Origin of the sequence: Pseudomonas sp. Irchel s3a10, from assembly GCF_900187525.1 — a bacterium.
Classification (GTDB): Bacteria; Pseudomonadota; Gammaproteobacteria; order Pseudomonadales; family Pseudomonadaceae; genus Aquipseudomonas; species Aquipseudomonas koreensis_G.
The window spans coordinates 447,291-470,487 of the sequence record NZ_FYDR01000005.1 but is presented as its reverse complement, the minus strand read 5'-3'; the positions used below and the strand labels follow the sequence as shown (position 1 = coordinate 470,487).

18 protein-coding genes are annotated in these 23,197 nt (G+C 60.4%); 8 read left to right on the top strand and 10 right to left on the bottom strand.

The annotated features are described in order from the left end of the window. Nucleotides 1-22 precede the first annotated feature (22 nt). On the bottom strand, nucleotides 23-1,363 hold the full coding sequence (locus CKW11_RS18050) for a DEAD/DEAH box helicase (RefSeq protein ID WP_041070247.1): 1,341 nt from the start codon (nucleotides 1,361-1,363) through the stop codon (nucleotides 23-25). Nucleotides 1,364-1,554: 191 nt separating this feature from the next. On the opposite strand from CKW11_RS18050, the gene CKW11_RS18045 reads away from it, so the two are divergent. Continuing rightward, a complete protein-coding gene (locus CKW11_RS18045) occupies nucleotides 1,555-2,853 on the top strand; it encodes a mechanosensitive ion channel family protein (protein ID WP_095138585.1) in 1,299 nt (432 codons plus the stop codon). Between the two features lie 110 nt (nucleotides 2,854-2,963). Here CKW11_RS18045 and CKW11_RS18040 read toward each other — a convergent pair whose 3' ends face one another. The 3 genes from CKW11_RS18040 to CKW11_RS18030 all read right to left on the bottom strand — a co-directional run bounded on the left by CKW11_RS18040 (nucleotide 2,964) and on the right by CKW11_RS18030 (nucleotide 5,319). Then, the gene (locus tag CKW11_RS18040; RefSeq protein ID WP_095138584.1) at nucleotides 2,964-3,830 is read right to left on the bottom strand and encodes a carboxylate/amino acid/amine transporter; all 867 of its coding nucleotides are present in this window, start codon (nucleotides 3,828-3,830) and stop codon (nucleotides 2,964-2,966) included. Nucleotides 3,831-4,172: 342 nt separating this feature from the next. Continuing rightward, a complete protein-coding gene (locus CKW11_RS18035) occupies nucleotides 4,173-4,772 on the bottom strand; it encodes an FMN-dependent NADH-azoreductase (RefSeq protein WP_095138583.1) in 600 nt (199 codons plus the stop codon). Nucleotides 4,773-5,004: 232 nt separating this feature from the next. Then, nucleotides 5,005-5,319 (bottom strand): 3-phosphoglycerate kinase, encoded by a 315-nt coding sequence (locus CKW11_RS18030; RefSeq protein WP_095138582.1) that lies wholly within the window; start codon nucleotides 5,317-5,319, stop codon nucleotides 5,005-5,007. 49 nt (nucleotides 5,320-5,368) lie between these two features. Here CKW11_RS18030 and CKW11_RS18025 point away from each other — a divergent pair, with 49 nt between their 5' ends. From CKW11_RS18025 to aqpZ, 5 genes are all read left to right on the top strand, one after another. Then, a complete protein-coding gene (locus CKW11_RS18025) occupies nucleotides 5,369-6,292 on the top strand; it encodes a LysR family transcriptional regulator (protein WP_025110609.1) in 924 nt (307 codons plus the stop codon). 14 nt (nucleotides 6,293-6,306) lie between these two features. Beyond that, nucleotides 6,307-7,110, top strand: coding sequence for an alpha/beta fold hydrolase (locus CKW11_RS18020; RefSeq protein WP_095138581.1), 804 nt, complete (start codon nucleotides 6,307-6,309; stop codon nucleotides 7,108-7,110). A gap of 3 nt (nucleotides 7,111-7,113) precedes the next feature. Next, nucleotides 7,114-7,677 carry a peptidylprolyl isomerase gene (locus CKW11_RS18015; RefSeq protein ID WP_095138580.1) on the top strand — a complete coding sequence of 188 codons (564 nt, stop codon included), beginning with the start codon at nucleotides 7,114-7,116 and terminating at the stop codon, nucleotides 7,675-7,677. Between the two features lie 88 nt (nucleotides 7,678-7,765). After that, nucleotides 7,766-9,598, top strand: coding sequence for an ABC transporter ATP-binding protein (locus tag CKW11_RS18010; RefSeq protein WP_095138579.1), 1,833 nt, complete (start codon nucleotides 7,766-7,768; stop codon nucleotides 9,596-9,598). Between the two features lie 290 nt (nucleotides 9,599-9,888). Further along, nucleotides 9,889-10,584, top strand: a complete 696-nt coding sequence (gene aqpZ / locus CKW11_RS18005) for an aquaporin Z (RefSeq protein WP_095138578.1) — start codon at nucleotides 9,889-9,891, stop codon at nucleotides 10,582-10,584. Nucleotides 10,585-10,742: 158 nt separating this feature from the next. Here the strand turns inward: aqpZ and CKW11_RS18000 are convergent, their stop codons facing one another. Then, the gene (locus CKW11_RS18000) at nucleotides 10,743-11,867 is read right to left on the bottom strand and encodes a GNAT family N-acetyltransferase (protein ID WP_095138577.1); all 1,125 of its coding nucleotides are present in this window, start codon (nucleotides 11,865-11,867) and stop codon (nucleotides 10,743-10,745) included. Nucleotides 11,868-12,145: 278 nt separating this feature from the next. Here CKW11_RS18000 and CKW11_RS17995 point away from each other — a divergent pair, with 278 nt between their 5' ends. Further along, the gene (locus CKW11_RS17995) at nucleotides 12,146-13,468 is read left to right on the top strand and encodes a putative porin (RefSeq protein WP_095138576.1); all 1,323 of its coding nucleotides are present in this window, start codon (nucleotides 12,146-12,148) and stop codon (nucleotides 13,466-13,468) included. A 183-nt stretch (nucleotides 13,469-13,651) separates the two neighbouring features. On the opposite strand, the gene CKW11_RS17990 is transcribed toward CKW11_RS17995, so the two are convergent. The 5 genes from CKW11_RS17990 to aceK all read right to left on the bottom strand — a co-directional run bounded on the left by CKW11_RS17990 (nucleotide 13,652) and on the right by aceK (nucleotide 22,010). Further along, complete coding sequence (locus CKW11_RS17990) at nucleotides 13,652-13,885, bottom strand: anti-sigma factor (RefSeq protein WP_095138575.1); 234 nt, start codon at nucleotides 13,883-13,885, stop codon at nucleotides 13,652-13,654. Further along, entirely contained in the window at nucleotides 13,879-14,493 is a 615-nt protein-coding gene (locus CKW11_RS17985; RefSeq protein ID WP_095138574.1) for an RNA polymerase sigma factor, read from the bottom strand. The genes CKW11_RS17990 and CKW11_RS17985 overlap by 7 nt, the downstream gene beginning before the upstream one ends. A 189-nt stretch (nucleotides 14,494-14,682) precedes the next feature. Beyond that, entirely contained in the window at nucleotides 14,683-15,804 is a 1,122-nt protein-coding gene (locus CKW11_RS17980; protein WP_095138573.1) for a beta-ketoacyl-ACP synthase III, read from the bottom strand. Nucleotides 15,805-16,207: 403 nt separating this feature from the next. Beyond that, the gene (gene hrpA / locus CKW11_RS17975) at nucleotides 16,208-20,119 is read right to left on the bottom strand and encodes an ATP-dependent RNA helicase HrpA (protein ID WP_095138572.1); all 3,912 of its coding nucleotides are present in this window, start codon (nucleotides 20,117-20,119) and stop codon (nucleotides 16,208-16,210) included. Nucleotides 20,120-20,288: 169 nt separating this feature from the next. Continuing rightward, entirely contained in the window at nucleotides 20,289-22,010 is a 1,722-nt protein-coding gene (gene aceK, locus CKW11_RS17970) for a bifunctional isocitrate dehydrogenase kinase/phosphatase (RefSeq protein ID WP_095138571.1), read from the bottom strand. 219 nt (nucleotides 22,011-22,229) lie between these two features. On the opposite strand from aceK, the gene CKW11_RS17965 reads away from it, so the two are divergent. After that, nucleotides 22,230-23,123 (top strand): DMT family transporter, encoded by an 894-nt coding sequence (locus CKW11_RS17965; RefSeq protein WP_027614539.1) that lies wholly within the window; start codon nucleotides 22,230-22,232, stop codon nucleotides 23,121-23,123. Nucleotides 23,124-23,197: the final 74 nt, after the last annotated feature.

The following is a 23,197-nucleotide window of genomic DNA, read 5'->3' as shown; positions in this document are numbered from 1 at the left end:
TTTATTGGCCATTTGTGGCGACTTATTCAGCCGCAGGCTCGGCCGGCTTGCGACGCTTGAGCGGGGCCATGCCGTCGCTGCTCACCAGAGAATCCGGCTTTGGACGGTTGGCGCTCTTGCGCTTGGTCGGGGTCTTGGCGGCGGTTTTCTTCTTGTCGCCCTTGGCGTCGGTCTTTTTCTTCTTCACGCCGACGGCTTTACCCGAGGCCTTGACCTTCTTCGGCCCGCCGTAGGTGCCTTTGACTTCCTTGATGGTGCGGCGCTCGAAGCTCTGCTTCAGGTAGCGCTCGATGCTCGACATCAGGTTCCAGTCGCCGTGGCAGATCAGCGAGATCGCCAGACCGTCATTACCGGCGCGGCCGGTACGACCGATGCGGTGCACGTATTCGTCGCCACTGCGCGGCATATCGAAATTGATCACCAGATCCAGGCCATCAACGTCCAGACCTCGGGCAGCCACGTCGGTCGCTACCAGAATCTTCACGCCACCCTGCTTCAGACGGTCGATCGCCAGTTTGCGATCCTTCTGGTCTTTCTCGCCGTGCAGCACGAACGCCTTGTATTCCTGAGCCACCAGGCGGCCGTAGATGCGGTCGGCCATGGCGCGGGTGTTGGTGAAGACGATGGCCTTCTGGTAGGTCTCGTTGGCCAGCAGCCAGTTGACGATCTGCTCTTTGTGCTGGTTGTGGTCGGCAGTGATGATCTGCTGACGAGTGGTCGAGTTCAGCTGGCTGACCGCGTTGAGCTGCAAGTGCTCAGGGTTGTTCAGCACCTTGGCGATCATCTCGCGCAGGCCGGAACCGCCGGTGGTGGCGGAGAACAGCATGGTCTGCTGACGGTTCGGGCATTCGTCGACCAGACGTTGCACGTCTTCGGCGAAACCCATGTCGAGCATGCGGTCGGCTTCGTCGAGCACCAGCACTTCGACTTCTTTCAAATCGAGGTTGCCGGCGTTGAGTTGCTCGATCATCCGGCCCGGCGTACCGATCAGGATGTCCGGCACCTTGCGCAGCATGGCGGCCTGGACCTTGAAGTCTTCACCGCCGGTGATCAGGCCGGACTTGATGAAAGTGAACTGCGAGAAGCGCTCGACTTCCTTCAGGGTCTGCTGGGCCAGTTCGCGGGTCGGCAGCAGGATCAGGGTCTTGATGCTGACGCGGATCTTCGCCGGGCCGATCAGGCGATTGAGGATCGGCAGGACAAAAGCGGCGGTCTTGCCGCTACCGGTTTGCGCCGTCACCCGCAGGTCACGCCCCTGGAGCGCCAGCGGAATGGCCGCTGCTTGCACAGGCGTTGGCTCGACAAATTTCAGCTCGGCCACGGCTTTGAGCAGGCGTTCGTGCAGGGCGAATTGGGAAAACACGGGTGCTACCTCGAAGATATGCAAAAAAACAGCTGCATAGGTTACCGGTTTCGAGCGCTCAGGCCGAGTTTCTTTATACAAACGGGCGTAATCAGTGGCTTTTTTGTTGCTCGATTTGTCTCCAACGGTAATACACAGCGTCTTAAATGCTCTAATCGCCCATCGCGTCTTACAGAAGAATCGTTGCTCACATGGATTTCAAACAGCTCTGGCTCAACGCCCAAGACCTCTGGGGTGCCCTCGAACAGCACCCGTTCCTGCAATCCGGCCTGGCGCTGATGCTGCTATTGGTGATCGCGCTGGTCCTCGGACGAGTGGCGCGCTATCTCATCCTGCACGCCAGCCGCATGCTCGGTCGCCAGCCGGCCCTGCACTGGATCAACGACTTTCGCCACAACAAGGTGTTCCAGCGTCTGGCGCAGATGACGCCATCGCTGGTGATCCAGTTCGGCCTGCACCTGGTGCCGGAATTGAGCAAAACCGCGATGACCTTTCTCGGCAACGTGGCGCTTTCGTTCACCATCCTGTTCCTGCTGCTGTCGGTCAGTGCCCTGCTCAATGCGCTGCTCGATATCTACGCCCGCACCGAACACGCCCGCACCCGCTCGATCAAGGGCTACGTACAGCTGGCGAAGATGGTTTTGTACGTGTTTGGCGCGATCATCATCGTCGCCACCCTGATCGACCGTTCGCCGCTGTTGCTGCTGTCCGGTCTGGGTGCGATGTCGGCGGTGATTCTGTTGGTCTACAAGGACACCTTGCTGTCGTTCGTCGCCAGTGTGCAACTGACCAGCAACGACATGCTGCGGGTCGGCGACTGGATCGAAATGCCGCAGGTCGGCGCCGATGGCGACGTAGTCGACATCACTTTGCACACGGTCAAGGTGCAGAACTTCGATAAAACCATCGTCTCGATCCCGACCTGGCGCCTGATGTCGGAGTCGTTCCGCAACTGGCGCGGCATGCAGCAATCCGGCGGGCGGCGGATCAAGCGCAGCCTGTTCATCGACGCCAGCGGTGTGCGCTTCATCCGCGATGATGAAGAGGAAAAGCTCTCCCAGGTACACCTGCTGACCGGCTACATGGGCCGCAAGAAAGCCGAGCTCAAGGCATGGAACGAGGCGCAGGGCAACGTCGCCGCGATGTCAGCCAACCGCCGGCGCATGACCAATATCGGCACCTTCCGCGCTTATGCGCTGGCGTATTTGAAGAGTCACCCGGAGGTGCAGCCGAACATGACTTGCATGGTGCGGCAGATGCAGACTACAGCCCAAGGCATTCCGCTGGAAATCTACTGCTTCACGACCACCACGGTGTGGGCCGATTACGAGCGGATTCAGGGGGATATTTTCGACTATCTGCTGGCGGTGCTACCGGAGTTTGGCTTGAGCCTGTATCAACAGCCGAGTGGCGGGGATTTGCGTACCGGGTTGCTGCCGGCGGTGCTGGGTTCGGCGCATATTCCGGAACCGCAAAAACATCTCATGTAACCCCACAGATCAAAACTGTGGGAGCGGGCTTGCTCGCGAAGGCGTCAGGTCAGTCAACATAATCGTTGAATGACACACCGCTTTCGCGAGCAAGCCCGCTCCCACAGGGGTTATGCGGTGGCTTGGGAATTGCGGATGCCCAGTCGGCTGATCCATACGGCCGCGAGGATGACGCTGCCGCCGAGCAACAATCGCCCCAGCTCTTCGTGCTGATTCCAGATCAGCAGGTTCAACAACAGCCCCACCGGCACATGCAGGTTGTTCATCACCGCCAGCGTGCCGCCGTTGACCATGCATGCGCCTTTGTTCCACCAGTACAGGCCCAAGGCGGTCGAGACCAGTCCCAGGAACAGCAACACGCCCCATTGCAGCGGTGCTTCGGGCAGGAAGTTGGCTTTGCCGAACAGCAGAAACGCCGGCAATACCACCGCCAGTGCCCCGAGGTAGAAGAAGCCGAAACGCCGGTAATGCGGCAGATCACTCGGGTGTTTCGCCACCAGGTGCTTGTACAACACCTGGCCTGCGGCGTAGGTGAAGTTGGCCAGTTGCAGCAGCAGGAAGCCCATGAAGAAGTCCGGGTTGATCCGGTCAAAGCGAATCACTGCCGCCCCGCCCACCGCGACCAGCGCCGCAATCAGCGCCCATGGATTGAAGCGGCGGTTCAACGCATCTTCGATCAACGTCACGTGCAGCGGCGTGAGGATGGTGAACAGCAGAACTTCCGGCACCGTCAACACGCGAAAGCTCAGGTACAGGCAGACGTAGGTGATGCCGAACTGCAACGCGCCGATCAGCAGCATACCGCGCATGAACGCCGGTTCCACCGAGCGCCAGCGGGTCAGCGGGATGAACACCAGCCCGGCCAGCACCACGCGCACCAGTACCGCGAAGTAGCTGTCGACGTGCCCGGCGAGGTATTCGCCGATCAGACTGAAGGAAAACGCCTGGATCAGCGTGACAAAAAGTAGATAGCCCATGCTCGCCTCTGTTTCGAATGGCGGCGACGATAGCGTTTTTTGCGCCAGACCGCGAACCTCAGGTAACACTGAACCCTGTGGGAGCGGGCTTGCTCGCGAAGGCATCGTGTCAGTCGACGAATATTTGACTGACACACCGCCTTCGCGAGCGAGCCCGCTCCCACAGGGTTACACGTTGCTCAGATAATCCCAGGCAAAAAAAAGCCCGATCTCGCTAAAGCGTTCAATCGGGCTACAGCACTCAGGAGCAACAAGTGCAAAGGGAGGTTCGATGCGCGTAGAGCCTTGAAGGGGTTGCGCCAGGTCACTTAAACAAGCGGCGATTATCTGGCGATTAACATATCAAGCGACCTGGGACAGTTTGGCGTTGGCCTGATTCAGGCCCTTCTCCTGGAAGTCGCCACCCAGGTTCATGCCTTCGGCGTGAATGAACGTCACGTCGTGGATGCCGATGAAACCCATGACCTGACGCAGGTACGGTTCCTGGTGGTCGGCCGGGCCGCCGGCGTAGATCCCGCCGCGAGCGGTGAGCACGTAGGCACGTTTGCCGCTGAGCAGGCCTTGCGGGCCGGTTTCGGTGTACTTGAAGGTCACGCCGGCACGCAGCACGTGGTCGAGCCAGGCCTTGAGGGTGCTCGGGATCGCGAAGTTGTACATCGGCGCAGCCATCACCAGCACGTCGGCGGCGAGCAGCTCATCGGTCAACTCGTTGGAGCGCTCCAGCGACGATTGTTCGTTGGCGTTGCGCTGTTCGGCAGGCTTCATCCAGCCGCCCAACAGGTTGGCGTCCAGGTGTGGAACGGGATTCACGGCGAGGTCACGCACGGTGATCTGATCGTTGGGATGCGCCGCTTTCCACTGACCGATGAAGGTCTGGGTCAGTTGACGGGAAACCGAGTCTTGCTGGCGGGCGCTGCTTTCGATGATCAGAACGCGGGACATGGTGTGTAGTCTCCATCCGAGAATGTTGTAGGTCGATGGAGTGAAGGTTAAACAGAGCCGCTTCGATGAAAAAGCGCAAATAATTGCTGCAAAGCATCGAATAATTCGTTTAGATGCTGACACGTACCCTTGTAGGAGTGAGCCTGCTCGCGATAGCGGTGTGTCAATCGACGCATTCTCTGACTGATACACCGCTATCGCGAGCAGGCTCACTCCTACAAGGGATCGACCGTTATTTCGGGGTGCAGGTCAATTTGATGCGCAGTTTGATGATCTCGCGGGTGAACTTGGCCGTGGCGTTTTTATGTTTGCCGGCCGGTACATCGATCGTTCGGGTGCGTGGTGCTTCCGGGCCATTGCTGAACACTGCTTTGCACGTCGCATCGACATCACCGTAGTTGGCCACACGGATGGACCCGATGTCATTGTCAGTGTCGTAGGTCTCATAGTCGATCTTGAGACCATTGAGATCCTTCTGCACATCGATCGGGTACGCAAACGCCGTCAGCGGCAGCAGCGCCAGCAACACACAACAGAATTTTTTCATTCGCCAGTCTCCATGGGGGACGGCCAGCTTAGGACAAGAGGAGCTATTGATGAAAGCGCCCCGCGTGACCCTTGATCAATGGCGAACGTTGCAGGCCGTGGTCGACCACGGCGGATTCGCCCAGGCCGCCGAGGCACTGCACCGTTCGCAATCGTCGGTGAGTTACACCGTCGCCCGCATGCAGGACCAGCTCGGCGTGCCATTGCTGCGCATCGACGGGCGCAAAGCCGTGCTCACCGAAGCCGGCGGCGTGCTGCTGCGGCGCTCGCGACAACTGGTGAAACAGGCCAGTCAACTGGAAGACCTCGCCCATCACATGGAACAGGGCTGGGAGGCCGAAGTGCGGCTGGTGGTCGATGCGGCCTACCCGAGCGCACGCATCGTCCGCGCGCTGACCGCATTCATGCCGCAGAGTCGCGGCTGCCGCGTGCGGCTGCGCGAGGAGGTGCTGTCGGGGGTTGAAGAGGTATTGCTCGAAGGCGTCGCCGATCTGGCGATCACCGGTTTGAGCATTCCTGGTTACCTCGGTGCGGAATTGAGTGACGTCGAATTTGTCGCGGTCGCCCACCCGGATCACGCGCTGCATCGGCTCAATCGCGAGCTGAGCTTTCAGGATCTGGAAACCCAGATGCAGGTGGTGATCCGCGACTCCGGCCGCCAGCAACCACGGGACGTCGGCTGGCTCGGTGCCGAACAGCGCTGGACCGTCGGCAGCCTCGCTACGGCTGCCACATTCGTCAGCAGCGGCCTGGGCTTTGCCTGGCTGCCACGGCACATGATCGAACGGGAATTGAAGGAAGGCACGCTCAAGCTGCTACCGTTGGATCAGGGCGGCAGCCGCAACCCGAGCTTCTATCTGTACTCGAACAAGGACAAACCGCTGGGCCCGGCGACACAAATCCTCATCGAACTGCTGCGTACCTTCGACACCTTGCCGCTGGACGCACCGTTCGCCGCCCCTGAGCAAGCCTGACACGGAGTTCACCGATGGCCTATTTCGAACATGACGGTTGCAACCTGCACTACGAGGAATATGGCCACGGCACACCGTTGCTGCTGGTTCACGGACTGGGCTCGAGCACCCTGGACTGGGAAATGCAGATCCCGGCGCTGTCGACGCACTATCGGGTGATCGTCCCCGACATACGCGGTCACGGCCGCTCCGACAAACCTCGCGAGCGCTACAGCATCGCCGGTTTCAGTGCCGACCTGCTGGCACTGATCGAACACTTGAACCTCGGCCCGGTGCACTACGTCGGGCTGTCGATGGGCGGGATGATCGGCTTTCAGTTCGCCGTCGATCAGCCGCAAATGCTGAAAAGCCTGACCATCGTCAACAGCGCTCCCGAAGTGAAAATCCGCAGCCGCGACGATTACTGGCAATGGTTCAAACGCTGGAGCCTGATGCGCGTGCTCAGCCTCGCGACCATTGGTAAAGCGCTGGGCGGCAAACTTTTCCCCAAGCCCGAACAGGCCGATTTGCGGCAGAAAATGGCCGAGCGCTGGGCAAAAAACGACAAACGTGCTTATCTCGCCAGCTTCGATGCGATTGTTGGTTGGGGCGTTCAGGAACGACTTTCCCGGGTGACCTGTCCAACCCTCATCGTCACTGCCGACCGTGACTACACACCGGTGGCACTGAAAGAAACCTATGTAAAACTGTTGCCTGATGCGCGGCTGGTGGTCATCGCCGACTCGCGCCACGCCACCCCGCTTGATCAACCCGAACGCTTCAACCAAACGCTGCTGGAGTTTCTCGCCGCAGCCGACATTCAATCTCAGGATCTCTGACCCATGCTGAAAAAACTCGCCCTCGCCGCCGGCACCGTGCTGTTTGCTGCCAACCTGATGGCTGCCACGCCTGCAAAAGCACCGCACGTGCTGCTGGACACCACCAACGGCCAGATCGAAATCGAACTGGATCCGGTCAAGGCGCCGATCAGTACCAAAAACTTTCTGGATTACGTCAACAGCGGTTTTTACACCAACACCATTTTCCACCGCGTGATCCCGGGCTTCATGGCTCAGGGCGGCGGTTTCACGCCACAGATGCAGCAGAAAGAAACCAAGGCGCCGATCAAGAACGAGGCGAGCAACGGTCTGCATAACGTTCGTGGCACCCTGTCGATGGCGCGCACCTCCAACCCTGATTCGGCCACCAGCCAGTTCTTCATCAACGTCGCCGACAACGCCTTCCTCGATCCGGGCCGTGACGCCGGTTACGCGGTATTCGCCAAAGTGGTCAAAGGCATGGACGTAGTCGACATCATCGTCAACTCGCAGACCACCACCAAACAAGGCATGCAAAACGTGCCTGTCGACCCTGTGATCATCAAGTCGGCCAAAGTCATCGACTAAGCTGTACAGGGCGTTTCGAGCGGCGCTGGCCTGACACCACGTCGCTCACACCGATAAAAGGAGAGCCCGGCATCCGGGCGGTTATCTGATGCTCTATCGCCGTTTCGAACAACTGATCGACATATTCCGCGACGCTCCGACGGCGTCTCCTCCAGATCGTGTCTGGCCCTTCTACACCTATTACCTCAAGCAGGTCTGGCCGAGTTTCGCCGCCCTGCTGGTGGTGGGCCTGTTTGCCGCGTTGATCGAAGTCGCGCTGTTCAGTTACCTGAGCCGCATCATCGACCTGGCCCAGGGCACACCCAACCCGAATTTCTTCAGCGACCATGCCCTCGAACTGACCTGGATGGTGGTGGTTGCGCTGGTGCTGCGGCCGATCTTTTTCGGCCTGCACGACCTGCTGGTGCATCAGACCCTGAGCCCGGGGATGACCAGCATGATCCGCTGGCAGAACCACAGCTACGTGCTCAAGCAGAGCCTGAATTTCTTCCAGAACGACTTCGCCGGGCGCATCGCCCAGCGCATCATGCAGACCGGCAACTCGCTGCGTGACTCGGCCGTGCAAGCGGTGGATGCGCTGTGGCACGTGGTGATCTACGCGATCAGTTCGCTGGTGCTGTTCGCCGAAGCCGACTGGCGCCTGATGATCCCGCTGCTGACGTGGATCGTCGCCTACATCGGTGCGCTGTATTACTTCGTGCCACGGGTGAAAGAGCGTTCAGTGGAAGCTTCCGACGCGCGCTCGAAACTGATGGGACGGATCGTCGACGGCTACACCAACATCGCCACCCTCAAGCTGTTCGCCCACACCAACTTCGAACAGCACTACGCCAAGGAAGCCATCGAGGAACAGACGGTCAAGGCGCAAATGGCCGGCCGCGTAGTGACCAGCATGGACGTGGCGATCACCACCATGAACGGTCTGCTGATCGTCGGCACCACCGCACTGGCACTGTGGCTGTGGACGCAGTCACTGATCACCGTCGGCGCGATCGCCCTGGCCACCGGCCTGGTGATTCGCATCGTCAACATGTCTGGCTGGATCATGTGGGTGGTCACCGGCATCTTCGAAAACATCGGCATGGTGCAGGACGGTCTGCAGACCATCTCGCAACCGGTCAGCGTTACCGATCGCGAACAGGCCAAACCGCTGGCCGTGGCTCGCGGCGAAGTGCGTTTCGAGCACGTGGATTTTCACTACGGCAAGAAGAAAGGCATCATCGGCGACCTCAATCTGACCATCAAACCCGGCGAGAAAATCGGCTTGATCGGGCCGTCCGGCGCCGGCAAATCGACCCTGGTCAACCTGCTGCTGCGTCTGTATGACGTCGAGGGCGGAAGGATCCTGATCGATGGGCAGAACATCGCCGAAGTCGGCCAGGAAAGCCTGCGCGCACGCATCGGCATGATCACTCAGGACACCTCTCTGCTGCACCGTTCGATCCGCGACAACTTGCTCTACGGCAAGCCTGACGCCACCGACGCCGAACTCTGGGACGCGGTGCACAAGGCCCGCGCCGATGAGTTCATCCCGTTGCTGTCGGATGCGGAGGGACGCACCGGTTTCGATGCGCACGTCGGCGAACGCGGGGTGAAACTGTCCGGAGGCCAGCGTCAGCGCATCGCGATTGCCCGGGTGCTGCTCAAGGACGCGCCGATCCTGATCATGGACGAAGCGACCTCGGCGCTGGACTCGGAAGTCGAAGCGGCGATTCAGGAAAGCCTGGAAACCCTGATGCAAGGCAAAACCGTGATCGCCATCGCTCACCGTCTCTCGACCATCGCCCGCATGGACCGGCTGGTGGTGCTGGAAAACGGCAAGATCGCCGAGAGCGGTACCCACGCCGAACTGCTGGCACATCGCGGGTTGTATGCGCGGTTGTGGGCGCACCAGACCGGAGGGTTTGTCGGGATCGATTGATCATTGGGTCAATACAATTCCAATGTGGGAGGGGGCTTGCTCCCGAAAGCGGGGTGTCAGTACCGAACATTTGTCTGACACACCGCATTCGGGAGCAAGCCCCCTCCCACAATACATTGAGAACCGCCCCAGCCCCTTAACCACGGGCTCTGGCGGTTTTTTTGCGCCTGCTGGAAATCCATCCAAAGCGTGCTGTACTCAGCCAAGGTTCCAGCATGGGACCTGTCGTAAATCGGCAAGGAAGCACAACTCGATACAGTCTCGATAGCACGCCTATCAAGGACTCTCTCATGTCTCTGTTCAAACGTTCAGTCACTGAGTTGTTGGGTACGTTCTGGCTGGTTCTGGGTGGTTGTGGCAGTGCGGTGCTCGCCGCGTCTTCGCCCTTGGGCATCGGAGTGCTGGGGGTGGCCCTGGCGTTTGGTCTGACGGTGCTGACCATGGCGTTCGCCATTGGCCACATCAGCGGATGTCATCTCAATCCGGCCGTCTCGGTCGGTCTGTTCGTTGGCGGTCGGTTTCCGGCCAAAGAGCTGCCCGCCTACATCATCGCGCAGGTGCTCGGCGCGATTCTCGCCGCCGCGCTGATTGCGCACATTGCCAGCGGCAAGGAGGGTTTCGATATCGCCGCAGGTCTGGCCTCCAACGGTTACGGTGAGCATTCACCGGGCAAATACTCGATGGCGGCCGGATTTGTCACCGAACTGGTGATGACCGCCATGTTCGTGATCATCATCCTCGGCGCCACCGACAAACGCGCCCCGGCGGGCCTCGCACCGATTGCCATCGGCTTGGGCCTGACGCTGATTCACCTGATCTCGATTCCAGTCACCAACACCTCGGTGAACCCGGCGCGCAGCACCGGACCGGCGCTGATGGTCGGCGGCTGGGCGATCGCGCAGTTGTGGATGTTCTGGGTCGCGCCGCTGATTGGCGCTGTGGCAGGCGGGGCGATTTATCGCTGGTTAGGTAAAGAGGATATCTGAAGCTACTGGAAATCCCCTGTGGGAGGGGGCTTGCTCCCGAAGGCGTCGTGTCAGTCATATTTACCCTACTGACACACCGCATTCGGGAGCAAGCCCCCTCCCACAGTAATAAATCAGCCATGCCCGGCAATCGATGTCGCCCCCGATCAAAAGCAAGCTCAGGCCTGGCGGTACGGCAAGGCTGTTCTGGCTTCCTCGGCGTACGCAAGGACGCCGGCGCGTTCCTGTTGCAGGAAGTCTTTGACTGCGGCTTTCAGACCGGGATGACGCAGGTAGTGCCACGAATGGGTGATCACCGGCTCGAATCCACGAATGAGCTTGTGCTCGCCCTGCGCACCGGCATCAAAGCGCTGGTATCCGTGGGCAATCGCGTAATCCATGCCTTGATAAAAACACGTCTCGAAATGCAGCCGGTCAAACTCGGCCAGACAGCCCCAATAGCGTCCGTAGAAGCTGTCGCCCCCGACCAGACTGAAGGCCATCGCCACCGGGCGTGAGGCCTGTTTGGCGAAGACCACCCGAATCGCCTCCGGCATCCGCGCAGCCAGCAGACTGAAAAACTCGCGCGTCAGGTACGGCGCCTGGCGGCGCACGGCGTAAGTATTGGCATAGCAGGCGTAGACAAAATCCCATTGCGATTCATCCAGCTCACGCCCCTCCAGCCATTCGAATTCGAAGCCCTGCCCCGCCACTTGCTCGCGCTCTTTACGCATTTGCTTGCGCTTGCGCGAACTGAGCACGTCGAGAAAATCCTGGAAATCCCGGTAACCGCGATTCTGCCAGTGATACTGACAGCCGATACGTTGCAGCCAGCCCGGCTGCTCGGCCATCGCGGCGTCGGTGAACGGGTCGGTAAAGTTGATGTGCGCGCTGGAAAGTTCTTCGATTTCCAGATAACCGGGCAAGCTCTTGAGCAGTTCGAAACCGTCCTCGACATTCGCCGCCAACAGTCGTGGGCCGCTGACCGGGCTGAACGGCACCGCCGTCAGCAGTTTGGGGTAGTAATCGATGCCGGCCCGGGCACAGGCATCGGCCCAGCCGTGATCGAACACGTATTCGCCGTAAGAATGCCACTTGCGATAACTGGGCAGCGCCGCGATCAGCCGATTGTCTTCGACGTGCAGCAGATGCTCGGCTTGCCACCCCGTGTGCGGGCCAACGCTGCCGCTGTCTTCAAGGGCCGAGAGGAAGGCGTGCCGCAGAAACGGCTGGTTCTCGGGCACCAGTGAATCCCAGGTCGCAGGGGCGATTTCTGACAGGCTTTGCAGGCGTTGCAACGGCATCCACTGACTCTCCACTTCCGGGCATCAAAGCCCCGCGAGTATCGCTTATCGCTGCCCTTTGCACACGAGCATTCGGACGACAGCGCTCTAGATCAATAGTTCAGGACAACTTTATATCGTCATCGACATGACATCACTTAGCCACTGCTCTGTCATAAACCATCGCGATACTCGCTCCTGTTTTTAGAGCGCCGGGTTCTACCCGGACACTGTTTTCCGACGTGCGCGTCGGTGTGCCCCGGATGGTTCAGCCATCCCTCTCATCTTCGGAGATTGCTATGCGTCTTGCTTCCACGAAAACTGCGGCGGCCCTGTGCGGTGGCCTGCTGCTGGCCATGAGCGTTCCGGCCAGTGCTGCAGTCGACGCCAAACTGCTCGACATGCTCAAGGCCAACGGTTCCATTTCCCAGGCGCAGTACGTAGAACTGCAAACTGAACTGGCCAAGGATCAGAAGGCTCAGCAAATCGCGCAGCAGGCGCAGCAAGAGACCAACGAGCAAATCGCGGCGACCGCGAAGAAAACCAACGAGTTGAGCTCCTTCGACCAGAAACTCGCCTGGGCCGCCAAGACCCAGTTCAAGGGCGACGTGCGTATTCGTCAGGAAACCATCAAGATCGACGGCGAGCCGAACAACGGCGGCCGCGACAAGGATCGTCAGCGCATCCGTGCCCGTCTGGGCGCCTACACCGAGATCAACCCGCAAGTCGACACTGGCATCCGTATCGCCACCGGCGGCGGCGACGATGCCCGTTCGACCAACCAGGACCAGGACAACTACTTCGACAAGAAGCAGATCTGGCTGGATCTGGGCTACATCGACTACCACCCGGACCAGATCAAGAACCTGCACATTATCGGCGGCAAGATGCTCCAGCCGTGGGTCAGCATGGGCGACGTGATCTGGGACAGCGACATCAACCCGGAAGGTCTGGCCGTCACCTACAAATATCCACTGGGCAGCAGCGCCGAACTGTTCGGCAGCCTGGGTAACTACAATCTCAAGGACAACGTCGACGGCGATGGCGTGCAATTCCGTCACGACCTGCGCCTGACCGCTGGCCAGTTGGGTAGCCGCTTCAACATCACCGACAACCTGAAACTGACCCTGGGCGGCAGCGTCTACGCCTACCAGAACGACGAAGACAGCCGCTGCACCGGCACTTCCACACCGTGCGCCCTGGCGGTCAACGGTAACTCGGCCAACAACGAATTCCGTCTGTATGAAGGGTTCAGCCAGGTCGACATCGGCGGTCTGCCGATGCCATTGTCGTTCTACGGCCAGTACGTGAAGAACAACGATGCCGTGACCGACGCCGATACCGCGTGGCTGTTGGGTGCCAAGTCGAAAGTCTTCGGCCTGAACCTCGATTACAACTATCGTGACGTGCAACGCAACGCCGTGGTCGGCGCCTTCACCGACTCCGACTTCGCCAACGGCACCACCGGTTCCCGTGGGCACAAGTTCAAGGTCGGTTACGACATCGACAAGAACTTCGCCATCGGCGCCACATACTTCCTGACCAAGGCCGACTTCTCCAGCCGTACCCAGCGTGACGCAGACACCAACACCCTGCAGCTGGACGCGGAAGCGAAGTTCTAAAACGCGTCACCCTGTAGCTTGGCGTGGGCGGAACGATCCCCATCATCCGTTCGTTTCGTCCGCGTCGGGCTATTTCTGCAGAATGCAAAAAAAACCTGTAGGAGCTGCCGAAGGCTGCGATCTTTTGATCTTGTTTTGAAGATCAAAAGATCGCAGCCTTCGGCAGCTCCTACAGGTGGAATTCTATTTTTCCTTGCGGCGTTGCTCGGCCAGACGTTCGGCCAACGCGTCAACACCCTCCTCGGGCTTCTCAGGCATCGCCTTCAGCGTGGCCTGCATCAAACGCATCTGACGAATGAAGCGCCGGCAGTTCGGGCAGAACATCAGGTGATGACGCACCAACAGTTTTTCGCGAAAGCTCAACTGGCCATCGAGATAATCGCTGGAGCGCGCTACTTGTTCCTTGCAGGTCAGCATTCGCCGGTCTCCTCAAAATGCTCCACCGTGGCGAAGACTTTCAGTCGTGCCCGATGCAGCAGCACCCGAACATTGGAGAGCGAGATTTCCAGAAGATTACAGATCTCTTCCAGCTCCAGGCCCTGACGCTCGCGCAACAGCAACACACTGCTTTGCAATTCCGACAGGTTGAGCAAGGTGTGCTCCAGACAGTCACGCAACTCGCTTTCGGTGAGCAAGGCTTCCGGCGTGTCCTGATGCCAGGCGAACGGCGCCACCAGCCAATGGCCGTCACCGGGCGAAAAACGATCGTCGTCGATGGTGCCGTGGGGTGACGGCAGGTCATCCATCAACACTTCGCGGCGGTTTTGTTTGTAGCGGCTCTTGGCCGAGTTGGCGGTGATGGTCAGCAGCCAGGTCTTGAGACTGGAGCGGCCCTCGAAGCTATCGATATGGCGCACCACCGAGAGCCAGGCGTCCTGCACCACTTCTTCGACATGGCGTTGGCCGACGATGGCGTAAGCCACGGCGCGCATGGCGCTCTGGTAGGTGCTGACCAGTTCCTTGAAGGCCTTTTGCTCACCCGCGAGCAGGCGTTCGAGCAGTTGGGTGTCGTCCGTTGCGGCCATGCACGCCTCGTTTGCAATACCGATTGACGTTAACCACTCGAACCTGTGGCGAGCGAGCTTGCTCGCGCTCGGCTGCGCAGCAGTCGCAAAACCGGCGAATGCGGTTCTTCAGCAAGACCGCAATCGCCGGTGTTGGGAGCGCTACGCACTCCAGCGGGAGCAAGCTCCCTCGCCACAAGGGCGGGTGACTCAGCGCTTGCGCAGAATCACGCTACCGATCGAGTAACCGGCGCCGAACGAGCTCAGCACGGCCAGCGAACCGGCGGCCAGATCATCCTGATTTTTGTGGAAGGCAATCACCGAACCTGCGGAGCTGGTGTTGGCGTAGGTGTCGAGAATCACCGGCGCTTCTTCTTCGGTGGCTTCACGGCCCAGCAGCTTGCGCACGATCAAGTGGTTCATGCTCAGGTTGGCCTGGTGCAGCCAGAAACGCTTGACGTCGCCGACGTTGAGCTTGTTCTCCTCCAGGTGCTCACCGATCAACTCGGCGACCATCGGGCAGACGTCCTTGAACACCTTGCGACCTTCCTGCACGAACAGCTTGTCGCGGGCACCGATGCCCTCTTCCGCGGCGCGGTTGAGGAAGCCGAAGTTGTTGCGGATGTTGTTGGAGAACTTGGTCAGCAGCTTGGTGCTGACCACATCGAACTGGTACTTGGACGTCGCCAGATCGGCACGCTCGATGATCACTGCCGTCGCTGCGTCACCGAAGATGAAGTGGCTGTCGCGGTCACGGAAGTTCAGGTGACCGGTGCAGACTTCCGGGTTGACCATCAGGATCGCCCGGGCCTGGCCCAGTTGCACGCTGTTGGCGGCTTGCTGGATGCCGAAGGTCGCCGACGAGCAGGCAACGTTCATGTCGAAACCGAAACCCTGAATGCCCAGCGCTTCCTGGACTTCGATGGCGATCGCCGGGTAAGCGCGTTGCAGATTGGAGCAGGCAACGATCACGCCGTCGATGTCGGCGGCGGTCTTGCCGGCACGTTGCAGGGCCTGTTCGGCGGCGCCGATGGCCATCTGGCACAGGACCGACCATTCATCGTTGGAACGCTCCGGCAGGCGCGGGGCCATGCGCGCAGGATCAAGGATGCCGTCCTTGTCCATGACAAAGCGGCTCTTGATGCCCGAGGCTTTTTCGATGAACGCGGCACTGGATTCGGTCAGCGCCTGGACTTCACCGCTGGCGATGGCGTCGGCGTTGTCGGCGTTGAACTGCGCGACGTAGGTATTGAAAGACTGCACCAGCTCTTCGTTGGAGATGCTGTTGGCCGGGGTGTACAGGCCGGTGCCGCTGATGACGACGTTATGCATGGTCGTTTCTCTAATCTGTTCAGGCAGAAAGCGCTGGCACCGACGTACCAACACACAAAGGGTCTGTTCCCGTCCGCGGGACGCTGACCTGGCATCTTTATAGTGCCGCCCGTGACCTCGCCGAAGGCTCTGGGTCGCGAAAACGGCATTTATGGTCGCGAAGTTTGCCATAAACCCAAGGTTTTGGCGCCTTTCTCAAACACAACCCAAATCCCGATGTGGGGCATATCTCTATCTTTGTGGCGAGGGGATTTATCCCCGATCGGCTGCGAAGCAGTCGCCAAACCATCACCCTCATCAAAACTGATGGGCTGAGATGGTCGCTTTTGGGGCGGCTTCGCCACCCATCGGGGATAAATCCCCTCACCACAAATGCCCACAGGTGATCGAGCAAGGTTTGGGATCAGGCCTCGACCTGACTCCACTGCTTGCTCAGCCGCTTGTCCGAGATCGGCACTTTGGTGCCCAACTGCTGGGCGAACAGCGACACTCGGTATTCCTCCAGCCACCAGCGGTACAGCTCCAGCTGCGGATCGCGTTTGCCTTCCTGGGCATGTTTGGCGGCGCGGGTCTGATATTGCGCCCAGAGGCCGGCCAGTTCACCGCTCCAGACCCGGTCCTTCTGCACTTGCGCGCCGAGCTTCTCGAAACGCTGCTCGACCGCCTTCAGGTAGCGCGGCAACTCCTTGAGCCATTGCATCGGCGTTTCCCGGACGAAACCCGGATACACCAGATTGCTGATTTGCTGCTTGATGTCGTTAAGCGCCACTGCCTGAGCCAGATCGATCTTGCCCTTGAAGCGTTTTTGCAGGCCGTGCCACAGCTTGAGAATTTCCAGCGTCAGCCGCGCCACGCGCTCGGCGTGTTCGGTCCAGTTGCCGCGTTTGCGCTCGGCCAATGCCGCCAGCCCGGCGCCGTCACGCGGCAGCGGGTCTTCGCCTTCGAGAATGCAGCTGTCGAGACTGGCCAGCAGAATGTCTTCGACCAGCGCATCCACTCGGCCCAGCTCGCGATAGAGCAGGCCCAACTCGGTGATACCTGGCAGTTTGCTACGCAGGAACTTCGCCGGCTCGGCCAATTGCTGCATCAGCAGCCGCTGCAAGGCGCGGCGATGCTGGAACTCGGCTTCGGCCGGGGTCGAAAACCGCCCTTCCTTGACCGTGCCGCCCTCTTCCACCAGCGCCGGATAGACCGTCATCGACAGCCCGGCAATCTTCTGCTGGGTCTTTTCCGCCACCGGGGCGAAGACCTTGGCCTCCACCGGTTGCTGACTTTTTGCACTCTGCGGTACGGCCAATGCCGCTTGGCTGGCTTCGGCAAAACGCGCGGTCAGCTCGGCCAGATCGCGGCCCTCACCGAGGAACTTACCCTGGCCGTCGACGATTTCCAGGTTCATCCGCAGATGACTTTCGACCTGCTGCGCCGCTTCCGCCCAAGCCTCATCGCTGACCCGGGCACCGGTCATGCGCAGCAGTTCGCGACCCAACGCCTGCGGCAACGAGCCCTCGGCGAAGGTCATGCGCTGCAACGCCGCCTTGATGAAGTCCGGCACCGGCACGAAGTTCTTGCGCAAGGCTTTCGGCAGATTGCGCACCAGCGCAATGCACTTGGCCTCGATCAGCCCCGGCACCAGCCATTCCAGGCGCTCCGGCGGCAGCATCGGCAGCAGCGGTGCCGGCACGCGCAGGGTCACGCCGTCGCGCGGGTGATTGGGTTCGAAGTGGTAACTGAGCGCCAGTTCCAGATCGCCGATGTGCAGCGTGTCCGGGTAGTCGCGCGCGGTGACTTCACTGGCCTCGCGGGCCATTACGTCTTCTTCGCGCATGATCAGCAATTGCGGGTCTTTCTGACTGTTGACCCGATACCAGCTGTCGAACGTCGCGGTCTGATGAATCTCCGCCGGCAAGCGCGCATCGTAGAACGCGTACAGGGTTTCTTCGTCAGCGAGGATGTCGCGCCGCCGGGCCTTGGCTTCCAGCTCGTCGAGCTGTTCGAGCAACTGCTTGTTGGCGGTCAGGCACTTGGCTTTCGACTGAATCTCGCCACGTACCAGGCCTTCGCGGATAAACAGCTCCCGCGAGACCACCGGATCCACCGGGCCGTAATGCACCGGGCGGCGACCGACCACGATCAGCCCGAACAGAGTGATCTGCTCGTAGGCCACGACCTGGCCGCGCTTCTTCTCCCAGTGCGGTTCGAAATGGTTTTTCTTGATCAGGTGCCCGGCCAGCGGCTCGATCCAGTCGGCATCGATCTTGGCGACCATGCGCGCGTAGAGCTTGGTGGTTTCCACCAGTTCAGCGGTCATCAGCCACTGCGGACGTTTCTTGCCGATGCCCGACGACGGATGAATCCAGAAGCGCCGCTGACGGGCGCCGAGGTAATCGCCGTCTTCGGTTTTCTGGCCGATCTGGCTGAGCAGACCGACCAGCACCGCTTTGTGCAGTTTCGGATAATCCGCCGGCTCTTTATTCAGGCTCAACTGCATGTCGCGGCAGATCAGGCTCAACTGACGATGAGAATCACGCCACTCGCGCAGGCGCAGATAATTGAGGAAATTCTTCCGACACCAGTTGCGCAGCGGGCTGGCGGTCAGCGCCTGGCGCTGCTCTTCAAAACCACGCCACAGATTGACCAGCCCGGCGAAGTCGGAGTCGGTGTCTTTCCATTGTGCGTGGGCCTGATCCGCCGCTTGCTGACGCTCCGGCGGACGCTCGCGCGGGTCCTGAATCGACATGGCGCTGGCGACGATCAGCACTTCCTGCAGGCTGCCGAGTTTTGCCGCTTCGAGCAGCATGCGGCCCATGCGCGGGTCGACCGGCAGGCGCGCCAGCTGGCGGCCGAGCGGGGTCAGCTGACTGTTGCGATCCACCGCCGAGAGTTCTTGCAGCAGGTTGAAACCGTCGCTGATCGCCTTGCCGTCCGGCGGTTCGATGAACGGGAACGCAGTGATTTCGCCGAGGCGCAGATGCAACATCTGCAAGATAACAGCGGCAAGGTTGGTACGCAGAATCTCCGGATCGGTGAATTCCGGACGACCGAGGAAATCCTCTTCGCTGTACAGCCGCACACAGATCCCCGGTTCGACCCGGCCGCAGCGGCCTTTACGCTGGTTGGCGCTGGCCTGGGAAATCGCTTCGATCGGCAGGCGCTGCACCTTGGCGCGATAGCTGTAGCGACTGATGCGCGCGGTGCCGCTGTCGATCACGTAACGGATGCCCGGCACGGTCAGCGAGGTCTCGGCGACGTTGGTTGCCAGCACCACGCGCCGCCCCGGGTGCGACTGGAAAATCCGCTGCTGCTCGGCCGGCGACAGGCGCGCGTACAGCGGCAGGATTTCGGTGTGTTTGAGCTGGGCCTTGCGCAGCATGTCGGCAGCGTCGCGAATCTCGCGCTCGCCGGGCAGGAACACCAGCACATCGCCGGGACTGCGGCGCTCGCTGCGTTCGTAGGCGGCAATTTCGTCGAGGGTGGCGAGGATTGCCTGATCCACAGTCAGGTCGTCCTCGACACGATTGCCCTCTTCGTCCTGCTCCAGGGTCAGCGGGCGATACCAGGTGTCCACCGGGAAGGTGCGACCGGACACCTCGACAATCGGCGCATCGTCGAAATGCTTGGAGAAACGCTCCAGATCGATGGTCGCCGAAGTGATGATGACCTTCAGGTCCGGGCGACGCGGCAGCAGGGTTTTCAGGTAACCGAGCAGGAAGTCGATGTTCAGGCTGCGTTCGTGGGCTTCGTCGACGATGATCGTGTCGTAGCGTTCGAGGTAACGGTCGTTCTGGGTTTCCGTCAGCAGGATGCCGTCGGTCATCAGTTTGATCAGGGTGTTGGAATCGCTTTGATCTTCGAAGCGCACCTGATAGCCGACCAGCGAACCGAGCGGTGTGCCGAGTTCTTCGGCGACCCGGCTGGCGACACTGCGCGCAGCGATTCGGCGTGGCTGGGTGTGGCCGATCAAGCCATGCTGGCCGCGACCGATTTCCAGGCATATTTTCGGCAACTGGGTGGTTTTACCCGAACCGGTTTCGCCGGCAATGATCAGCACCTGATGCTTCTCCAGCGCTGCCTTGATTTCGTCGCGCTTGGCGGCAATCGGCAGGCTGTCGTCGTAACGAATCACCGGCAGGCTGGCACGGCGCGCCAGCACCTGATCACAGGACGCCTGCATGCGCGCCACCCACTGGGCCAGTTTGGCCTCGTCGGGTTTCTTGCGCAGCTCAAGCAACTGCCGCCGCAGCCGGTGTCGGTCGGCGAGCATGGCGTGATCGAGGTTTTTCAGCAGTTTGTCGATGGAGGGCGATTCGTCGGTCATCGGGTACGCAATTCGGTCGTCTGTTTATGCAGGGGGCCGATTGTCGCAGATTTGCCCTCGATTGACCTGCTTCCCCTGTAGGAGCTGCCGAAGGCTGCGATCTTTTGATGTTGTTTTTTTAAAAGCAAAATCAAAAGATCGCAGCCTTCGGCAGCTCCTACAGTGGGAATTACTCGTTATCGAGGCCCTTGCGGCGGTAAGGGAATACGTCGATGACTTTCCCGGCGCGAATCGCCTCCTGCAAACCCTTCCAGTAATCGGCGTTGTACAACTCGCCATGCAGTTGATCGAACAGTTTGCGCTGCCCGGCATCGGCAAACAGAAACGGCGGAAACTCTTCCGGGAACACATCCAGCGGCCCGATCGAGTACCACGGTTCGGAAGCCATTTCGTCCTCGGGGGTGCGCGGCGCGGGGATGTGGCGGAAGTTGGCTTCGGTCAGGAAGCAGATCTCGTCGTAGTCGTAGAACACCACGCGCCCGTGACGGGTGACGCCGAAGTTCTTCAACAGCATGTCGCCGGGAAAGATGTTGGCCGCTGCCAGTTGCTTGATCGCCAGCCCGTAATCCTCCAGCGCCTCGCGCACTTGCGCTTCATTGGCGTTTTCCAGGTAGAGGTTGAGCGGGGTCATCCGGCGTTCGGTCCAGCAGTGGCGGATCAGCACCGTATCACCTTCGACCGAAACCGTAGACGGCGCGACTTCCAGCAGTTCTTCCAGGCACGCCGGATCGAACTTGCTCAGCGGAAAACGGAAGTCGGCGAACTCCTGGGTATCGGCCATGCGCCCGACCCGGTCGACACTTTTCACCAGACGATATTTTTCGATCACCGTCGCCCGGTCGACGTTTTTCGACGGTGAGAAACGGTCCTTGATGATCTTGAATACGGTGTTGAAGCCCGGCAGGGTAAACACGCTCATGACCATGCCGCGCACGCCGGGAGCCATGATGAACTGGTCGTCGGTGTTGGCCAGATGATTGATCAGCGCGCGGTAGAACTCGGATTTGCCGTGCTTGTAGAAACCGATCGAGGTGTACAGCTCGGCGATGTGTTTGCCCGGCAGGATGCGCCGCAGGAAACCGATGAACTCCGCCGGCACCGGCACATCGACCATGAAATACGAACGGGTGAAGGAGAAGATGATCGACACATCGGCTTCGTCGGTGATCAACGCGTCGATCTGAATCCCGCGGCCCTCGCGGTGCAGCAATGGAATCACCAGCGGCCACTGCTCGTCGCGGGTATAGATGCGCCCGACCAGATAGGCGCCTTTGTTGCGGTACAGCACCGAGGAAAACAGCTCGACGCTCAGCTCCGGATCCTTACACACCCAGTCCGGCAGGTTCTCGCGCAGTTGCGACTCGAGGCGCTGCAGGTCGCCGGGCAAATCGGCGTAATCCTCGCTGAAGCGGTAGTCGGCAAAGATGCTCGCGAGCATCGATGACAACTGCCCTTGCGGCTTGTAGGTGCGGGTCTGCGCGGCCCGGGCGCGGCGCAGGCTCGGCCGGGTGGTGTGGATGAACATGCAGCCGTCGCTGATCAGGTCGTGACTGAACAGCCCGCAGAAGATCGAGTTGTACCAGGTCTCGGACAGTTCATCGTCGAAGCGCAGGTCGATGACACTGATGTAAGCACTTTTCACCAGCGGCCAACTGCCGACATTCATCAGCGTCTCGTCGTCGAAATGCTCGCGCAGGCGGGCGATGGTTTCGCCGACCTTTTCCTCGTAGAGATTGATCCGTGCCGCCGACGCGGTCTGCGTTTCCTGCCAGCGCGCCTGCTCGAAGCGTTCCCGCGCGCCGTCGGTGATCCGCCGGAAATGCTCGCGGTAATCGTCGAAGCCATCGAGGATCATGCGGGCGATGTCGGTGGCTGGCCATTGCTGCGGCATAGATGAGACCTCGGCGTGCAAGTGGAAATCTGTGCCTGAGCTTAGCCACGGAACCGGGTGCAGGTGAAGTGCAATTTCTGCCAAAACCGGAACGCCAGCGTACGTCGATGGCATTTTTCGCCGGGCAGACCTCTGCAGCGAATTAAATGCCCGATTAGCGGTTGCCATCGTCAGGACGCTCGGCAACACTCTCGTCCCGATCAAGGAAGGAGTGCCATCGTGAGCGCTGTCGATATTTTCCGCATGCTGTCGCTGGCAGCCATCTGGGGCGCGAGCTTCCTGTTCATGCGCATTATTGCGCCGGTGATCGGCACTATTCCGACCGCGTTCTTTCGGGTGTCGATTGCTGCCGTCGGTCTGCTGGTGATTCTCGGGCTGATGCGCATCAGCTGGGATTTCAAGGGCAAGCTGAAAACCGTGATGCTGCTGGGAGTGATCAACTCGGGGATTCCGGCCACGCTGTACTCGGTCGCAGCGCAAGTGTTGCCGGCGGGTTACTCGGCGATCTTCAACGCCACCACACCGCTGATGGGCGTATTGATTGGCGGGCTGTTTTTCAGTGAAAAACTCACTGTCGCGAAACTGACCGGGGTATTTCTCGGCTTGTTCGGTGTCGGTGTGCTGACGCGTGCAGGACCGGTGGCCTTTGATCTGCAGTTGCTGATGGGCGCCCTTGCCTGCCTGCTTGCCACCACTTGCTATGGGTTCGCCGGATTTCTCACGCGACGCTGGCTGGATCACAGCGGCGGGCTCGACAGCCGACTTTCGGCCGTGGGCAGCATGCTCGGCGCCTCGCTGTTTCTCTTGCCGCTGTTCGGCTACAGCGTGATCACTGCGCCTCCGGCAAGCTGGGGTGGATGGAATGTCTGGCTGTCGCTGCTGGGCCTGGGGCTGGGTTGCACCGCGTTCGCCTACATCATCTATTTCCGCCTGCTCAGCTCCATCGGCCCGGTCAAATCGATGACCGTGACCTTCATGATTCCGGCGTTCGGCGTGTTGTGGGGCGCGTTGTTGCTGGATGAGCCGTTGTCGATGGCGCACCTGTATGGCGGGGTGCTGATTGCGCTGGCGTTGTGGCTGGTGTTGAAGCCGGCTGTAGCAACAGCTCGCTGATGTTGCGGCGCTGATAAGTCAGTCTTCGCGAGCAAGCCCGCTCCCACAGGGGAATGCATTCCAATTGTGGGAGC

What these genes read in the sequence shown, in the direction of transcription:
- CKW11_RS18045 (WP_095138585.1), top strand. Translation starts at nt 1,555, where the DNA reads ATGGATTTCAAACAGCTCTGGCTCAACGCCCAAGACCTCTGGGGTGCC.
- CKW11_RS18040 (WP_095138584.1), bottom strand. Translation starts at nt 3,830, where the DNA reads ATGGGCTATCTACTTTTTGTCACGCTGATCCAGGCGTTTTCCTTCAGT.
- CKW11_RS18035 (WP_095138583.1), bottom strand. Translation starts at nt 4,772, where the DNA reads ATGTCCCGCGTTCTGATCATCGAAAGCAGCGCCCGCCAGCAAGACTCG.
- CKW11_RS18030 (WP_095138582.1), bottom strand. Translation starts at nt 5,319, where the DNA reads ATGAAAAAATTCTGTTGTGTGTTGCTGGCGCTGCTGCCGCTGACGGCG.
- CKW11_RS18025 (WP_025110609.1), top strand. Translation starts at nt 5,369, where the DNA reads ATGAAAGCGCCCCGCGTGACCCTTGATCAATGGCGAACGTTGCAGGCC.
- CKW11_RS18020 (WP_095138581.1), top strand. Translation starts at nt 6,307, where the DNA reads ATGGCCTATTTCGAACATGACGGTTGCAACCTGCACTACGAGGAATAT.
- CKW11_RS18015 (WP_095138580.1), top strand. Translation starts at nt 7,114, where the DNA reads ATGCTGAAAAAACTCGCCCTCGCCGCCGGCACCGTGCTGTTTGCTGCC.
- CKW11_RS18010 (WP_095138579.1), top strand. Translation starts at nt 7,766, where the DNA reads ATGCTCTATCGCCGTTTCGAACAACTGATCGACATATTCCGCGACGCT.
- aqpZ (WP_095138578.1), top strand. Translation starts at nt 9,889, where the DNA reads ATGTCTCTGTTCAAACGTTCAGTCACTGAGTTGTTGGGTACGTTCTGG.
- CKW11_RS18000 (WP_095138577.1), bottom strand. Translation starts at nt 11,867, where the DNA reads ATGCCGTTGCAACGCCTGCAAAGCCTGTCAGAAATCGCCCCTGCGACC.
- CKW11_RS17995 (WP_095138576.1), top strand. Translation starts at nt 12,146, where the DNA reads ATGCGTCTTGCTTCCACGAAAACTGCGGCGGCCCTGTGCGGTGGCCTG.
- CKW11_RS17990 (WP_095138575.1), bottom strand. Translation starts at nt 13,885, where the DNA reads ATGCTGACCTGCAAGGAACAAGTAGCGCGCTCCAGCGATTATCTCGAT.
- CKW11_RS17985 (WP_095138574.1), bottom strand. Translation starts at nt 14,493, where the DNA reads ATGGCCGCAACGGACGACACCCAACTGCTCGAACGCCTGCTCGCGGGT.
- CKW11_RS17980 (WP_095138573.1), bottom strand. Translation starts at nt 15,804, where the DNA reads ATGCATAACGTCGTCATCAGCGGCACCGGCCTGTACACCCCGGCCAAC.
- hrpA (WP_095138572.1), bottom strand. Translation starts at nt 20,119, where the DNA reads ATGACCGACGAATCGCCCTCCATCGACAAACTGCTGAAAAACCTCGAT.
- aceK (WP_095138571.1), bottom strand. Translation starts at nt 22,010, where the DNA reads ATGCCGCAGCAATGGCCAGCCACCGACATCGCCCGCATGATCCTCGAT.